The sequence below is a fragment of the Enterovibrio sp. QJM3NY_24 genome (assembly GCF_057786035.1).
This window is the reverse complement of record NZ_CM173519.1, coordinates 148,206-163,650: the sequence shown is the minus strand read 5'-3', so window position 1 is coordinate 163,650 and position 15,445 is coordinate 148,206. Positions and strand designations below refer to the sequence as shown.

Genomic DNA, 15,445 nt, shown 5'->3' with positions numbered 1-15,445 from the left:
CAAGGAAGGACAATATTATGGCCAGACAATTATCGATGAAAGATGCCATCAATGAAGCCATTGATCAGGAAATGAGCCGAGATCCCACCGTCTTTATGATGGGTGAAGACATCGTTGGTGGAACCGGCGCTCCCGGAGAAGATGATGCGTGGGGCGGCGTATTGGGTGTTACGAAAGGGCTGTATGCCAAACACCCTAACCAACTTATTGACACTCCTTTATCTGAAAGCGCCTACGTGGGGGCCGCCATTGGTGCGGCAACCTGTGGTTTACGCCCCATCGCAGAACTGATGTTTATTGATTTTATGGGTGTGTGTTTCGACCAGATATTTAATCAGGCAGCGAAATTTCGCTATATGTTTGGTGGTAAAGCCGAAACCCCAGTGGTTATCCGTGCTATGTGCGGTGCCGGATTTCGTGCTGCCGGACAACATAGTCAAATGCTGACACCGTTGTTTACCCACATTCCAGGATTGAAAGTCGTTTGCCCATCCAATGCCTATGACACGAAGGGCTTGCTCATCCAAGCTATTCGAGACAACGATCCCGTTATCTTCCTTGAACACAAAAACCTGTATGCCACCGAGTGCGACGTACCAGAGACGAGTTATGCCATACCTTTTGGTGAAGCCAATGTCATTCGCGAAGGCGGTGATGTCACCTTAGTGACATACGGACAAATGGTGAATCGGGCGCTCAGTGCTGCCGAACAGTTAGCCAAGTCCGGCATTCAATGTGAAGTCATAGACTTGCGTACGCTGTCCCCGTTAGATCTTGATACCGTATTGGAAAGTGTCGAAAACACGGGGAGATTGGTTTGCATTGATGAAGCCCACCCACGCTGCTCCATCGCTGCCGATATTTCGGCGCAAGTCGCTCAGGCTGCATTTTCACACCTTAAAGCGCCTATTCGCATGGTGACCGCTCCGCACACGCCTGTCCCTTTTTCACCTAGCTTGGAGGACGCGTTCATTCCATCAGTAGACGCGATTGTCGACGCAGTGAATACCATCGCTGGAGGACAATCATGAGTTCAAAGATAGTTGCGCTCGTCATGCCCAAATGGGGGCTTTCAATGAAGGAAGGCACACTCACGGAATGGCATATCAACGAAGGCGATACCATCGAGGTTGGCCAAATCATCATGGATGTCGAAACGGATAAAATCGCGAGTGAAGTAGAAGCGCCAGATCCGGGCTTGTTTCGACGCAAAGTGGCACAAGAAGGCGATGTATATTCGGTACAAGCCCTGTTAGGGGTACTTGCACCCGAAGAGGTATCGGAGTCTGAAATCGATGACTTCGTTGCGACGTTTGTTCAACCAGATACCAACGATGAAGACGCGCAAGAGCAAGCATTAGCCTATGCCTTTACTGACACCGCGATAGGGAAAATTCGTTACACCTACCTAAATCAAGATGCAGAAGGCACGCCCTTCATGTTAATCCACGGTTTTGGTGGTGATCTCGATAACTGGCTATTCAATATCGATGCACTCAGCAACGTCGCGCCCGTAATAGCGCTCGATTTGCCTGCTCATGGTCAATCCGTGATACCGAATTTCGCATTAACCTTAGCCGATCTCACGCAAACGGTTGTGGACCTGCTTGATCGGCTTAATGTACCTAAAGCGCATTGGGTAGGACATTCAATGGGGGGCTTCATCTGTAGTGAGATAGCAAGACAGCACCCAGAAAAAGTGCAGTCACTGACCATGATTGCGAGCGCGGGACTTGGGAAAACGATCAATGGCGATTACATACAAGGCTTTATTGATGCTAACAATCGTCGTGAGCTCAAGCCTGTGCTCCAATTGCTATTTGCTGACAGTAGTTTGGTGACACGCAGCTTGGTTGACGATGTACTCAAATATAAACGCTTAGATGGCGTTAATACGGCATTGGCTTACCTTGCTAACGAGTTATTCCCCTCTCACACCCAACAGCACGCTGCTTCTCTATCCCTGCCATTACCAACACTGGTGATATGGGGGGACAAAGATGCGGTGATCCCTGCATCGGATGCCAATACCTTGCCGGATGCTGAGTGTCATGTTCTTGAGAATGCTGGACACATGGTGCAAATGGAGAAAGCCAATGAGGTTAATACGATAATTTTGGCGCACAGCGCCAATCAATAAGCGCCTGTTAATCAGCGAGCGCCGATCAAATAAGGGATGCTTAGCATCCCTTATTGTCAGCAATGCCATCCAGCTGACATCGAAAGCTTCATCTATTGATTAACGAAGAGCTCTTACTTCTTCAATCAGCCGACGAGCGATTGTCCCTTCCGGTGCCACCAGCGGTAGTGCATCTACGTCAAACCAACTCGCGTCCGTCAGTTCTTCATAATCTGGATTAATATCGCCTGTCGCATAGTCAGCCACAAAGCCCATCATTAAATTCGAAGGGAACGCCCAAGGTTGGCTATCAAAGTAGCGAATGTTCGCCACCTCTATGCCGGTTTCCTCTTTGACTTCGCGTGCCACACATTGCTCTAGCGTTTCACCGGCTTCAACAAACCCCGCTATCACTGTGTACATGCCGTTTTTATGGCGAGGATGTTGTGCTAGCAAAATTTCACCTCCACGCCTAACAGCAACAATCACACAGGGTGATATACGCAGATAATGTACCGTATGGCACTGATCACAGACCATGGCAGGGTGCGCAGCATCAAAGTGATTAACGCCTCCGCATTTGCAGCAAAATCCCTGAGAATGACACATATAGTCGAGCTGTATCGCTCGCCCCGCCATATTAAACAAAGCTGGACTCAGATGCAGTTGGCAACGAAGGCTGTCGAACTCATCAGAAGAAAAAGCGTGACTATCCACCGTAAAGTGGACTTCTCTTCCGTCAAACGTACCGATGACATAGCTAGATACTGCCATTTTCTCAAGCTTGGATATGGTGATTAACGGCAAGCTGTGATCAGGTAACCATAACTTTCCGTCGTTTGCACAACACAGATACACAAGATCATTTTGGTCAGACATAACGCAGTTTAGATCCTTGCTAACAGTGAAAATTTGAGGCACTCTAAATTTAATTACCTGATGTTAGTCAATTGACGGCCTGAATGATATGGCTCTAATCCTATAAAAGCGCTCAGGTGCGCTGATCATGAGGAACGTGGTCATGCTTAGTAAACTCGAAAAAGCACAGCAACAGTGGGGTGGTTACAGCGATGTGATCGACTACTGGTTAACACTAAGACAAGAACTACTTGTGGAATATTCTAAGGTCGCCGGGCTGTCAGGCGTTAACAAGAATTGTCTTCCTACAGAAGAGGCGTTAAACCACTTCTGTGAAGCGCTGGTAGATTATATATCTGCTGGTCACTTCAAAATTTATGACATGGTGATGAGTCGTTGGCAGTCAACGGGTTTCTCCACGAATACTGAGATCGACACGCTTTATGCGCGCATCGTTGAAACCACAGAGCCACTGTTAACCTTTAACGACAAATACAGCGCGTTTGTGTTGGATGAAGATAACTTCTCCCGCTTTGATAGCGATATTTCACGTGTTGGTGAAATCATGGAATTGCGCTTTGAACAGGAAGATATGCTAATCCAGTTAATTGCGGATAGCCTGTCTATTCCGCCCGGTGCTTAGCGTTATTTTATAGCGACATACTTTACTTCGGCTGTTGGTGTTTGCCACCAGCCGGCGTTTTCTCATCGCATCTCAATAGAGCCCTTGAGCGATCTCTCGCATTCTTCTATTCTCATTTTTTTCTACAAAGCAATCACCTCACGTTCCTCTAACGCAATCCCACTAGAAATGATTAACACTCTGTCATGAGAATATACAGCACAGCTGTAAATGGCTTATATACGCCAGTTATGCAAACGCTCGATGAGATCACTAGAAACAAAAAAGGCACCCCGAAGGGTGCCTTTTCAATTCAAGTCAGCAAAAGCTTAGTCGTCGTTTAGACCGGCATTCAGCAGAGCTGCAAGATCCTGTGATGCTTGTTCAGCATCCATTTGCGGTGCAACAGGTGCATCTACTACTTGACGACGTGCTTGACGCGTCTTGTGGTAAGCAAAACCAGTACCCGCTGGGATCAGGCGACCAACGATAACGTTCTCTTTCAGACCACGTAGCTCATCACGCTTACCAGATACCGCTGCTTCTGTAAGAACGCGAGTGGTTTCCTGGAACGAAGCTGCAGAGATAAACGACTCGGTAGCCAACGACGCTTTGGTAATACCAAGTAGATCACGCGTGAATCCAACCATTTGTTTGCCTTCAGCTTCAAGCTGACGGTTTGCAATGGTCACACGGGAGAATTCTACTTGCTCACCTTCTAGGAACTCAGAGTCACCAGATTTCGTGATAGTTACCTTGCGCAGCATCTGACGAACGATCGTCTCAATGTGCTTATCGTTAATCTTAACGCCTTGCAGACGGTAAACGTCTTGCACTTCGTTAGTGATGAACTCAGTTACCGCACGTACACCACGAAGACGCAGGATATCGTGTGGTGCTTCTGGGCCATCAGCGATTACATCACCAATTTCGACTTTTTCACCTTCAAATACGTTCAACTGACGCCATTTCGGAATCATTTCTTCGTACGGGCTACCATCGGTCGGGGTGATAATCAGACGACGCTTACCTTTGGTTTCTTTACCGAAGGATACCGCACCTGTGATTTCAGCCAGAATCGCAGGCTCTTTCGGCTTACGGGCTTCAAACAGGTCAGCTACGCGTGGCAGACCACCGGTGATATCTTTCGTACCGCTCGCAGCTTGCGGGATACGTGACAAGATTTCACCGATACCAACGGTTGCTCCATCTTCTAACTGGACAATTGCTTTACCAGGCAAGAAGTATTGAGCAGGCATGTCGGTACCTGGGATCATGATATCGTTGCCAGCAGCATCGCAAAGTCTGACGGTAGGACGCATGTCTTTACCAGCAGATGTGCGCTCAGCAGCATCCAAGATCACCATTGAAGATAGACCTGTCAGCTCGTCAGTTTGACGTTGAACTGTCACGCCATCAATCATATCAAGGAACTGGATACGACCTTCCACTTCCGTGATGATCGGCATTGTGTGCGGATCCCAATTTGCTACGATTTCACCCGTAGTAACTGCGTCACCATCTGCTTTCGTCAAGATAGTACCGTAAGAAAGCTTGTAGCTTTCTTTCGTACGTCCAAACTCATCAACGATAGTCAATTCAGAAGCACGAGAGGTAATAACCAGCTTGCCAGAGTTGTTAATAACAAACTTGGCATTGTGAAGGTGCAACGAACCGTTGTTCTTCACTTGGATACTATTCTCTGCAGCCGCACGAGATGCCGCACCACCGATGTGGAACGTACGCATTGTCAGCTGTGTACCAGGCTCACCGATTGACTGAGCAGCGATAACGCCGACTGCTTCACCATGGTTCACAATGTGACCACGAGCCAAATCACGACCATAACAGTTTGCACAGCAACCGAAGTCAGTTTGACAACTAACGACCGAACGCACTTTGATTTGGTCTACAGAGTTCTGCTCCAAAATGTCACACCATTTCTCATCGAGAAGGGTGTTACGTGGTGCAAGAACTTCTTCTGTACCAGGTTTAAGTACGTCTTCAGCAACAACACGACCCAGAACACGCTCACGCAATGCTTCTTTAACGTCGCCGCCTTCGATAACTGCCATCATGTGAATACCTTCGCTGGTACCACAGTCAGTTTCAGTGATGACTACATCTTGTGCAACATCAACCAAACGGCGAGTCAGATAACCTGAGTTCGCAGTTTTAAGTGCTGTATCCGCCAGACCCTTACGAGCACCGTGAGTAGAGATGAAGTACTGGAGTACGTTCAGACCTTCACGGAAGTTCGCGGTGATTGGCGTTTCAATGATAGAGCCATCTGGTTTCGCCATCAGACCACGCATACCCGCCAACTGACGGATCTGAGCAGCCGAACCACGAGCACCTGAATCGGCCATCATGTATACGCTGTTGAACGACTTCTGATCTTCTTTTTCGCCATCACGGTTGATAACGGTATCAAAAGACAAGTTATCCATCATCGCTTTAGCAACTTGTTCGTTCGCTGCAGCCCAGATATCGATAACTTTGTTGTAACGTTCGCCTGCAGTTACCAGACCAGACTGGAACTGCTCCTGAATTTCAGCAACTTCAGCTTCTGCTGCTTCGATCAGGTCGTATTTCGCCTGTGGGATAACCATGTCATCGATGCCAACAGATACACCAGAGAGTGCCGCATATGCGAAACCGGTGTACATGATTTGGTCAGCGAAAATAACAGTGTCTTTCAGACCCAGCTTACGGTAACAAGTGTTCAGCAAGTTAGAGATCTGCTTTTTACCTAGCGCTTGGTTAACGATGTCGTATGGCATGCCTTCAGGCACGATTTGCCACAACATTGCACGACCAACGGTGGTATCACGCAGTTCTACTGACTCGGTGCGGTTACCCATCTCGTCAAACAGCACTTCTTTCAAGCGTACTTTTACGCGAGCGTGCAGTTCTGCGTTGCCAGTACGGTATGCTTTTTCAGCTTCCGCAGGGCCAGACAGGTAAAGGCCTTCGCCTTTTGCGTTAATTCTGTCGCGGGTCATGTAATACAGACCCAATACAACGTCCTGAGAAGGTACGATGATTGGATCACCGGACGCAGGAGACAGGATGTTGTTGGTCGACATCATCAGAGCACGTGCTTCAAGTTGCGCTTCCAAAGTCAACGGTACGTGTACCGCCATTTGGTCACCATCGAAGTCGGCGTTATATGCCGCACAAACGAGTGGGTGCAACTGGATCGCTTTACCTTCGATCAACACAGGTTCAAACGCTTGGATACCCAAACGGTGAAGTGTTGGTGCACGGTTCAACAGTACTGGGTGTTCACGGATGACTTCATCCAAGATATCCCAAACGACTGCTTCTTCGCGCTCAACCATTTTCTTAGCCGCTTTGATGGTAGTCGCAAGACCACGTGCTTCAAGCTTGCCGTAGATGAATGGTTTGAACAGCTCTAGTGCCATCTTCTTAGGAAGACCACACTGGTGCAGACGAAGGTATGGACCTACGGTAATTACCGAACGGCCAGAGTAGTCTACACGTTTACCAAGCAAGTTCTGACGGAAACGACCTTGCTTACCTTTGATCATATCAGCCAAAGATTTCAGTGGACGCTTGTTCGAACCAGTAATGGCACGACCGCGACGACCGTTATCTAGCAGAGCATCAACTGACTCTTGCAGCATACGCTTTTCGTTACGTACGATGATGTCAGGAGCAGCCAGATCAAGTAGGCGTTTCAGACGGTTGTTACGGTTGATCACACGACGGTAGAGATCATTCAGATCTGAAGTCGCGAAACGACCGCCATCCAGTGGTACCAGAGGACGTAGATCCGGTGGCAGAACTGGAAGTACAGTCAGGATCATCCACTCAGGGTTGTTTCCAGACTGCAGGAATGCTTCAACAAGCTTAAGGCGCTTGGTGATTTTTTTACGCTTAGTTTCAGAGTTGGTTTCTTCCAGCTCTTCGCGCATCAGTTCAGTTTCAGCTTGCAGGTCCATGTTCGCCAGCAATGCTTTCACCGCTTCGGCACCCATACGAGCGTCGAATTCATCACCCCATTGCTCCAGCGCGTCAAGATACTGTTCTTCAGACAGCATTTGGCTACGCTCAAGATCGGTCATGCCTGGTTCGATCACAACGTATGATTCGAAGTACAGAACACGCTCGATGTCACGCAATGGCATGTCCATCAGCAAACCGATACGAGACGGTAGTGATTTCAGGAACCAGATGTGGGCAACAGGAGAAGCCAACTCAATGTGACCCATACGCTCACGGCGTACTTTGGTCTGAGTAACTTCAACACCACATTTTTCACAGATCACACCACGGTGCTTAAGGCGTTTGTATTTACCGCAAAGACATTCGTAGTCTTTTACCGGGCCAAAGATACGTGCACAGAATAGGCCGTCACGCTCAGGCTTAAAGGTACGGTAGTTAATGGTTTCTGGCTTTTTCACTTCACCGAAAGACCATGAACGAATCATGTCTGGTGAAGCTAGACCGATTTTGATCGCATCAAATTCTTCGGTCTTATGCTGTGCTTTCAGAAACTTAAGTAAGTCTTTCACATTTGGCTCCTGTGAGGAGTTGACCCAGAAAGGCGCTGACAGGCAGCGCCTTCATATTGATACCGGAAATAGCGATTAAGCCTTGGCTTATTCGTCTTCCAGCTCGATGTTGATACCCAACGAGCGGATTTCTTTCAACAATACGTTGAAAGATTCCGGCATACCCGGCTCCATGCGGTGATCGCCGTCGACGATGTTTTTATACATCTTCGTACGACCGTTCACGTCATCCGACTTAACAGTCAGCATTTCTTGGAGGGTATATGCTGCGCCGTATGCTTCAAGCGCCCACACTTCCATCTCACCGAAACGCTGGCCACCGAACTGAGCTTTACCACCCAGCGGCTGCTGAGTAACTAGGCTGTAAGAACCGGTAGAACGGGCGTGCATCTTGTCATCAACCAAGTGGTTCAGTTTCAGCATGTACATGTAACCAACAGTTACAGGACGCTCAAACTTCTCACCAGTACGGCCGTCAAATAGGTTCAGCTGGCCAGATTCTGGCAGATCACCCAGTTTCAACAGTTCTTTGATTGAAGACTCAGGCGCACCATCGAACACTGGAGTCGCGATCGGTAGACCGGCACGCAGGTTCTGGATCAGTGTACGCACTTCATCATCAGACAGAGCGCTGATATCGACTTGCTGACGTGTTTCACCCAGGCTGTAAACCTTCTGCAGGAACTCGCGGAATTTCGCCAGTTCTTGCTGCTCTTTGAGCATCTTGTTGATCTTGTTACCGATACCTTTCGCCGCTAGGCCAAGGTGGGTTTCAAGGATCTGACCGATGTTCATACGAGACGGTACACCCAGTGGGTTCAATACGATGTCTACTGGTTCACCATCTTCATCGTACGGCATGTCTTCAACAGGGTTGATCTTAGAGATAACACCCTTGTTACCGTGGCGACCCGCCATCTTGTCACCAGGTTGAATGCGACGTTTAACAGCCAGGTATACCTTAACAATTTTAAGGACGCCCGGTGCCAGATCGTCACCCTGAGTGATCTTGCGACGTTTGGTGTCAAACTTCTTATCGAAGTCAGATTTCAGTTCGTCGTACTGCTCAGCCAATTGCTCAAGCTGAGTTTGCAGCGCTTCGTCGTCAATAGTCTGAGTCAGCATGCTCTGGCGATCCATGTTCGCCAGTTTTTCTTGGCTGTAGCCTGCTTGCGCAAGTACGCCACGAACACGTGCTACCAGACCACCTTCCAGAATAGAGAACTCTTCTGTCAGATCTTTCTTGGCTTCTTTTAGCTGCATTTCTTCGATTTCAAGCGCACGCTTGTCTTTCTCAACGCCATCACGGGTAAACACTTGTACGTCAATGATCGTACCAGATACACCGTTTGGAACGCGCAGAGAAGAGTCTTTAACGTCAGACGCTTTCTCACCGAAGATCGCACGTAGCAGTTTTTCTTCTGGTGTCAGCTGCGTTTCGCCTTTAGGCGTCACTTTACCTACCAGAATATCGCCACCTTTCACTTCCGCACCGATGTATACAACACCAGATTCGTCAAGTTTAGACAGCGCAGCTTCACCCACGTTAGGGATATCAGCAGTGATTTCTTCGCTACCCAGTTTAGTATCGCGCGCCACACAAGAAAGCTCTTGGATGTGGATAGTAGTCAGGCGGTCTTCCTGCACTACACGCTCAGAAACAAGGATGGAATCCTCGAAGTTGTAACCGTTCCAAGGCATGAACGCGATACGCATGTTCTGGCCAAGAGCAAGTTCACCCAGATCCGTCGAAGGACCATCAGCCAACACGTCACCACGTGCAACTGGCTCACCAGGCATCACGGTAGGACGCTGGTTGATACAGGTGTTCTGGTTAGAACGGGTGTACTTCGTCAGGTTATAGATGTCGATACCAGCTTCACCTGAAACCAGTTCTTCTTCATTAACCTTGATAACGATACGCGATGCGTCAACCGACTGAACCATACCGCCACGTTTAGCAACGGCAGTTACACCGGAGTCAACCGCTACAGCACGCTCAATACCAGTACCTACTAGCGGCTTATCAGCACGCAAAGTTGGAACTGCCTGACGTTGCATGTTCGCACCCATAAGTGCACGGTTAGCATCATCGTGCTCTAGGAATGGGATCAGAGATGCAGCAACCGAAACAATCTGGTTGGTCGCGACGTCCATGTACTGGACATGGTCACGAGGGTGCAAACCTGAATCACCTTTCTGGCGAGCAGTGATCAATTCTTCACCGAATGAACCATCATCGTTTAGCACGGCGTTTGCCTGTGCAATAACAAATTGGCCTTCTTCGATAGCAGAAAGATAATCAATTTGGTCCGTCACTTTACCGTCAACAACTTTACGGTAAGGCGTTTCCAGGAAGCCGTACGGGTTAGTACGTGCATAGGCTGAAAGCGAGTTGATCAGACCGATGTTTGGACCTTCAGGCGTTTCGATAGGACATAGGCGACCGTAGTGGGTTGCGTGTACATCTCGAACTTCAAAGCCTGCGCGCTCACGCGTCAGACCGCCTGGACCCAATGCAGAGATACGACGCTTGTGCGTCACTTCTGACAACGGGTTATTCTGGTCCATAAACTGTGACAGCTGAGAAGAACCGAAGAACTCTTTAACTGCCGCAGAGATAGGCTTAGCGTTGATCAGATCTTGAGGCATGATTGCGTCAAGGTCACCAAGGCTTAGGCGCTCTTTAACCGCACGTTCAACACGTACCAGACCTACACGGAACTGGTTCTCTGCCATTTCACCAACAGAACGAATGCGACGGTTGCCCAGGTGGTCAATATCGTCCACCTCACCGATACCATTACGGATATCGATCAGCTTGCGCATCACTTGGATGATGTCATCGTGGCTCAGTACGCCAGAACCGGTCATTTCTTCACGGTTTAGAGAACTGTTGAACTTCATACGGCCTACCGCAGACAGATCGTAACGATCTTCTGAGAAGAACAGGCTATTAAACAACTGCTCTGCTGCTTCACGCGTTGGTGGCTCACCAGGACGCATCATGCGGTAGATTTCAACCAATGCGCTCAGGCGATCAGACGTGCTGTCGATACGAAGGGTATCTGACATGTACGGACCGTTATCCAAGTCATTGGTGAACAAAGTTTCGATCTTCTTGTAACCAGCTTGAGAAAGAAGCGCTAGGGTTTCTAGGCTCAGTTCTTGGTTAGCAGGTGCAATGATCTCGCCAGTTTCCTCGTTAACGTAATCGCGTGCAGAAACTTTGCCCACAATGTACTCAACAGGAACTTCAATTTTTTCTACGCCATCTTTTTCAAGCTGACGAATGTGGCGCGCGGTAATACGGCGGCCTTGTTCGATGTATACCTTGCCGTTAGCTTCGATATCAAAGCTTGCGGTCTCGCCACGCAGACGATCCGGTACCAGTTCCATCACCAGAGACTTGCCTTGGACTTCGAAAACAATTTTATCGAAGAACAAATCAAGAATTTGCTCGGTGGTGTATTCCAATGCACGCAGAATGATCGATGCAGGTAGCTTACGACGACGGTCGATACGAACGTAGACGGCATCCTTAGGATCAAACTCAAAGTCCAACCACGAACCGCGGTATGGAATGATACGTGCGTTGTACAGCACTTTACCTGAGGAATGGGTTTTACCCTTATCGCTGTCGAAGAAGACGCCCGGGCTACGATGCAGCTGGGATACGATAACCCTCTCAGTACCGTTAATTACAAAGGTACCATTGTCCGTCATGAGTGGAATTTCACCCATGTAGACTTCTTGCTCTTTAATGTCTTTTACGGTGCCAGCAGGTGCATCTCTGTCAAACATCACCAGGCGTAATTTAACGCGCAGTGGTGCAGAGTAAGTTACGCCGCGGATCTGACATTCTTTAACATCGAATACTGGCTCTCCGAGGCGATAGCTAACGTATTGCAGTTCGGAATTGCCATTGTAACTCTGAATCGGAAAGACAGAGCGAAAAGCCGCTTCAAGACCGTATTGACCTTCTGGATCCTGCTCGATGAATTTTTCGAAAGAATCTAGCTGGATAGACAGCAAGTATGGCACGTCCAGAACTTGAGGACGCTTACCAAAATCCTTACGGATACGCTTTTTCTCGGTATAAGAGTAAACCATAGGGTTCCTCAGCTCGCTGATAAGTGACCCAAACTGTCCAGACTGAGGGACAGTAACTAAACAACCAACCGTTTACTGTAGGAGCATCAGAGGGTTAATCTGATACTTTTTTTGCATGGAAAGTAGTGACTAAACGGGGTGCAAAATTCACTACTGCCCTACAGCGCAAAAAGGCCGGTGGCTATTTAGCCACCAGCCATTAGCCATTTCAGGCTAAGAAGCTAAGCAATAATTACTTAACTTCAACAGAAGCACCAGCTTCTTCTAGCTGTGCTTTAAGAGCGTCAGCTTCTTCTTTAGAAACTGCTTCTTTCAACGGAGCTGGAGCACCGTCAACAACAGCTTTAGCTTCTTTCAGACCTAGGCCAGTTGCGCCACGTACTGCTTTGATAACAGCAACTTTGTTAGGACCACAAGAAGTCAGGATTACGTCGAATTCAGTTTGCTCTTCTGCTGCTTCTGCAACAGCGCCGCCTGCAACTACTGCAGCAGCAGCAGTAACACCGAATTTCTCTTCCATAGCTTCAATAAGCTCAACAACTTGCATTACAGACATTTCTGCAACTGCGTCTAGGATTTGCTCGTTAGTGATAGACATAACAATTCTCTTTAAAGTCAACAATTAGTTTAAATAGCAATCGGTAAAAAGCAATGCAATTATGCAGCTTCTTTCTGATCGCGAACGGCCGCGATAGTGCGAACCAGCTTGCCAGCAGACGCTTCTTTCATGCACATCATCAGACGCGCAATAGCTTCGTCGTATGTTGGCAGCGTTGCTAGAACGTCAGCATCAGTGATAGAGCCTTCGAATGCAGCAGCTTTGATCTCGAATTTCTTGTTCTCTTTAGCGAAGTCTTTGAAAAGACGCGCCGCAGCACCTGGGTGCTCATTAGAGAACGCAATCAGTGTTGGACCAACAAACGTGTCTTGCAGACACGCATAGTCAGTACCTTCAACTGCACGACGAGCCAAGGTATTACGAACAACTCTCATGTAAACGCCAGCTTCACGAGCTTGTTTACGTAGAGAAGTCATTGCGCCTACCGCTACACCGCGAGAATCAGCTACAACTGCAGAAAGGGCACCACTGGCAGCTTCGTTGACTTCAGCAACAATTGCTTTTTTGTCTTGAAGATTTAATGCCATTTGGATTTGCTCCTGGATTATATATACACCACTCGCTACTTCGCAGTAGGAGAGTAATTACGGCGCAGATCCAAGAAAGAATATATCTATCATGTTCTGGCACCGTCTACGTAGGTAAGCATTAAGTCTTAGTGAAAACACCAGACGCCTACGGTCTTGGACGAAGCCCAGCAAGCCGGACTCAGCCATAAATTTGAAGCGAAGGATTATACAGCAACCCTTCGCTTCAAGCAATTAGTTTGCGCTTGCTTCCAGAGTGTTCTGGTCAACCGCAACACCTGCACCCATAGTGGTAGAGATGCTTACTTTCTTAACGAAAGTACCTTTCGCTGAAGAAGGCTTCGCTTTCTTCAGAGCTACCAACAATGCTTCAAGGTTACCCTTAAGTTTGTCAGTATCGAAATCAACCTTACCAATAGTGGTGTGGATGATACCGTTCTTGTCGTTACGGTAACGAACCTGACCTGCTTTAGCGTTCTTAACCGCTTGAGCAACGTTAGGGGTTACAGTACCAACTTTCGGGTTTGGCATCAGACCGCGTGGGCCCAAGATAGTACCAAGTTGACCAACAACGCGCATTGCATCAGGTGATGCGATAACTACGTCGAAGTTCATCTCGCCTTTCTTGATTTGGTCAGCCAGATCTTCCATACCAATGATGTCAGCGCCAGCTTCTTTTGCAGCTTCAGCGTTAGCACCTTGGGTGAATACCGCTACGCGGATATCACGACCAGTACCGTGTGGCAACACAGTTGCGCCACGAACGTTTTGGTCTGATTTACGTGCATCGATGCCCAGGTTTACTGCAACATCAACACTTTCTACGAATTTAGCAGTAGCAAGTTCTTTCAAAAGAGCAACAGCTTCGTTGATGTCATACTCACGAGTAACATCAACTTTGTCGCGGATAACGCGCATGCGTTTAGTCAATTTAGCCATTGTCTTAACCCTCTACTACCAGACCCATTGAACGAGCAGTACCAGCAATTGAGCGTTTCATCGCTTCAATGTCTGCACCAGTCATGTCTTTCGCTTTAGTTTCAGCGATTTCCTGAACCTGAGCGTCAGTAATAGTACCAACTTTCTCAGTGTTAGGACGGCCTGAACCAGACTTGATGCCAGCTGCTTTCTTAAGAAGAACTGCAGCAGGTGGAGTCTTCATTTCGAAAGTGAAAGAACGGTCGCTGTATACAGAGATAACAACTGGAGTAGGAAGACCTTTCTCCATAGATTCTGTACGTGCGTTAAACGCTTTACAGAATTCCATGATGTTAACGCCGTGTTGACCAAGAGCTGGACCAACTGGTGGACTTGGGTTAGCCATACCCGCTGCAACTTGCAGCTTGATGTAAGCTTCTACTTTTTTAGCCATTACTAAATACCTAAATTTGGGTTCAAACGTCTGTTTTTTTGCAAACAGACTCCCCGTTTAACAAAAGGGCGCGAAATTGTATTCAAATTTCGCGCCCCTAGCAATACTTTCCGAGCAAAAAACGATCAGCTTTTTTCGACTTGACTGAATTCAAGCTCTACAGGTGTTGCACGGCCGAAGATAGAAACAGAAACCTTCACACGACTTTTCTCGTAATCGACTTCTTCTACGACGCCATTGAAGTCCGCAAACGGGCCTTCAGTAACACGTACAACTTCACCTGCTTCGTACACAGTCTTGTGCACAGGTGATTCGCCAGCTTTCTCAAGACGATTCAAGATAGCGTCAGCTTCTTTATCTGTGATAGACGCAGGACGATCCGGCGTACCACCAATAAAGCCCATTACACGTGGCACGCTACGCACCAAGTGCCATGACTCATCATTCATAATCATCTGAACGAGAACATAACCTGGGAAAAACTTTCGTTCACTCTTGCGACGCTGTCCTGCGCGCATTTCAACAACTTCCTCGGTAGGTACAAGTATCTCACCGAAGAAATCTTCCATTTCGTGAATCTTGATATATTCATTCAATGACTTAGATACACGGCCTTCAAAACCGGAAAAAGCCTGAACAACATACCAACGTTTTTTAGGAGCTTCGCTCATGTA

At 47.9% G+C, this 15,445-nt stretch carries 11 protein-coding genes; 3 read left to right on the top strand and 8 right to left on the bottom strand.

Annotation, left to right across the window (positions count from 1 at the left end):
- Positions 1-17: 17 nt before the first annotated feature.
- Both AC3CIC_RS00755 and AC3CIC_RS00750 read left to right on the top strand, forming a co-directional pair.
- On the top strand, positions 18-1,031 hold the full coding sequence (locus AC3CIC_RS00755; RefSeq protein WP_488515109.1) for an alpha-ketoacid dehydrogenase subunit beta: 1,014 nt from the start codon (positions 18-20) through the stop codon (positions 1,029-1,031).
- Positions 1,028-2,140 (top strand): acetoin dehydrogenase dihydrolipoyllysine-residue acetyltransferase subunit, encoded by a 1,113-nt coding sequence (locus AC3CIC_RS00750; protein ID WP_488515108.1) that lies wholly within the window; start codon positions 1,028-1,030, stop codon positions 2,138-2,140. Before AC3CIC_RS00755 ends, AC3CIC_RS00750 begins: the two co-directional genes overlap by 4 nt.
- A 99-nt stretch (positions 2,141-2,239) precedes the next feature.
- Here the strand turns inward: AC3CIC_RS00750 and nudC are convergent, their stop codons facing one another.
- Positions 2,240-2,998: an NAD(+) diphosphatase gene (nudC, locus tag AC3CIC_RS00745; protein WP_488515107.1), complete on the bottom strand. Its 759-nt coding sequence runs from the start codon at positions 2,996-2,998 to the stop codon at positions 2,240-2,242.
- Positions 2,999-3,140: 142 nt separating this feature from the next.
- Between nudC and AC3CIC_RS00740 the strand changes: the two genes are divergently transcribed.
- Positions 3,141-3,620 (top strand): Rsd/AlgQ family anti-sigma factor, encoded by a 480-nt coding sequence (locus tag AC3CIC_RS00740; protein ID WP_016960647.1) that lies wholly within the window; start codon positions 3,141-3,143, stop codon positions 3,618-3,620.
- A gap of 308 nt (positions 3,621-3,928) precedes the next feature.
- Here AC3CIC_RS00740 and rpoC read toward each other — a convergent pair whose 3' ends face one another.
- From rpoC to nusG, 7 genes are all read right to left on the bottom strand, one after another.
- Positions 3,929-8,140 carry a DNA-directed RNA polymerase subunit beta' gene (rpoC, locus tag AC3CIC_RS00735; protein WP_016960646.1) on the bottom strand — a complete coding sequence of 1,404 codons (4,212 nt, stop codon included), beginning with the start codon at positions 8,138-8,140 and terminating at the stop codon, positions 3,929-3,931.
- 87 nt (positions 8,141-8,227) lie between these two features.
- Entirely contained in the window at positions 8,228-12,253 is a 4,026-nt protein-coding gene (gene rpoB / locus AC3CIC_RS00730) for a DNA-directed RNA polymerase subunit beta (protein ID WP_016960645.1), read from the bottom strand.
- A 232-nt stretch (positions 12,254-12,485) separates the two neighbouring features.
- Positions 12,486-12,851 carry a 50S ribosomal protein L7/L12 gene (gene rplL / locus AC3CIC_RS00725; RefSeq protein WP_016960644.1) on the bottom strand — a complete coding sequence of 122 codons (366 nt, stop codon included), beginning with the start codon at positions 12,849-12,851 and terminating at the stop codon, positions 12,486-12,488.
- A 59-nt stretch (positions 12,852-12,910) separates the two neighbouring features.
- A complete protein-coding gene (rplJ, locus tag AC3CIC_RS00720) occupies positions 12,911-13,399 on the bottom strand; it encodes a 50S ribosomal protein L10 (protein ID WP_016960643.1) in 489 nt (162 codons plus the stop codon).
- Between the two features lie 234 nt (positions 13,400-13,633).
- On the bottom strand, positions 13,634-14,338 hold the full coding sequence (gene rplA, locus AC3CIC_RS00715; RefSeq protein WP_016960642.1) for a 50S ribosomal protein L1: 705 nt from the start codon (positions 14,336-14,338) through the stop codon (positions 13,634-13,636).
- 4 nt (positions 14,339-14,342) lie between these two features.
- On the bottom strand, positions 14,343-14,771 hold the full coding sequence (rplK, locus tag AC3CIC_RS00710) for a 50S ribosomal protein L11 (protein ID WP_016960641.1): 429 nt from the start codon (positions 14,769-14,771) through the stop codon (positions 14,343-14,345).
- A 125-nt stretch (positions 14,772-14,896) separates the two neighbouring features.
- The gene (gene nusG, locus AC3CIC_RS00705) at positions 14,897-15,442 is read right to left on the bottom strand and encodes a transcription termination/antitermination protein NusG (protein WP_016960640.1); all 546 of its coding nucleotides are present in this window, start codon (positions 15,440-15,442) and stop codon (positions 14,897-14,899) included.
- Positions 15,443-15,445 lie beyond the last annotated feature (3 nt).

Excerpts from the sequence above, each read along its gene's own strand:
- AC3CIC_RS00755 (WP_488515109.1), top strand. The coding sequence starts at position 18 with ATGGCCAGACAATTATCGATGAAAGATGCCATCAATGAAGCCATTGAT.
- AC3CIC_RS00750 (WP_488515108.1), top strand. The coding sequence starts at position 1,028 with ATGAGTTCAAAGATAGTTGCGCTCGTCATGCCCAAATGGGGGCTTTCA.
- nudC (WP_488515107.1), bottom strand. The coding sequence starts at position 2,998 with ATGTCTGACCAAAATGATCTTGTGTATCTGTGTTGTGCAAACGACGGA.
- AC3CIC_RS00740 (WP_016960647.1), top strand. The coding sequence starts at position 3,141 with ATGCTTAGTAAACTCGAAAAAGCACAGCAACAGTGGGGTGGTTACAGC.
- rpoB (WP_016960645.1), bottom strand. The coding sequence starts at position 12,253 with ATGGTTTACTCTTATACCGAGAAAAAGCGTATCCGTAAGGATTTTGGT.
- rplL (WP_016960644.1), bottom strand. The coding sequence starts at position 12,851 with ATGTCTATCACTAACGAGCAAATCCTAGACGCAGTTGCAGAAATGTCT.
- rplJ (WP_016960643.1), bottom strand. The coding sequence starts at position 13,399 with ATGGCATTAAATCTTCAAGACAAAAAAGCAATTGTTGCTGAAGTCAAC.
- rplA (WP_016960642.1), bottom strand. The coding sequence starts at position 14,338 with ATGGCTAAATTGACTAAACGCATGCGCGTTATCCGCGACAAAGTTGAT.
- rplK (WP_016960641.1), bottom strand. The coding sequence starts at position 14,771 with ATGGCTAAAAAAGTAGAAGCTTACATCAAGCTGCAAGTTGCAGCGGGT.
- nusG (WP_016960640.1), bottom strand. The coding sequence starts at position 15,442 with ATGAGCGAAGCTCCTAAAAAACGTTGGTATGTTGTTCAGGCTTTTTCC.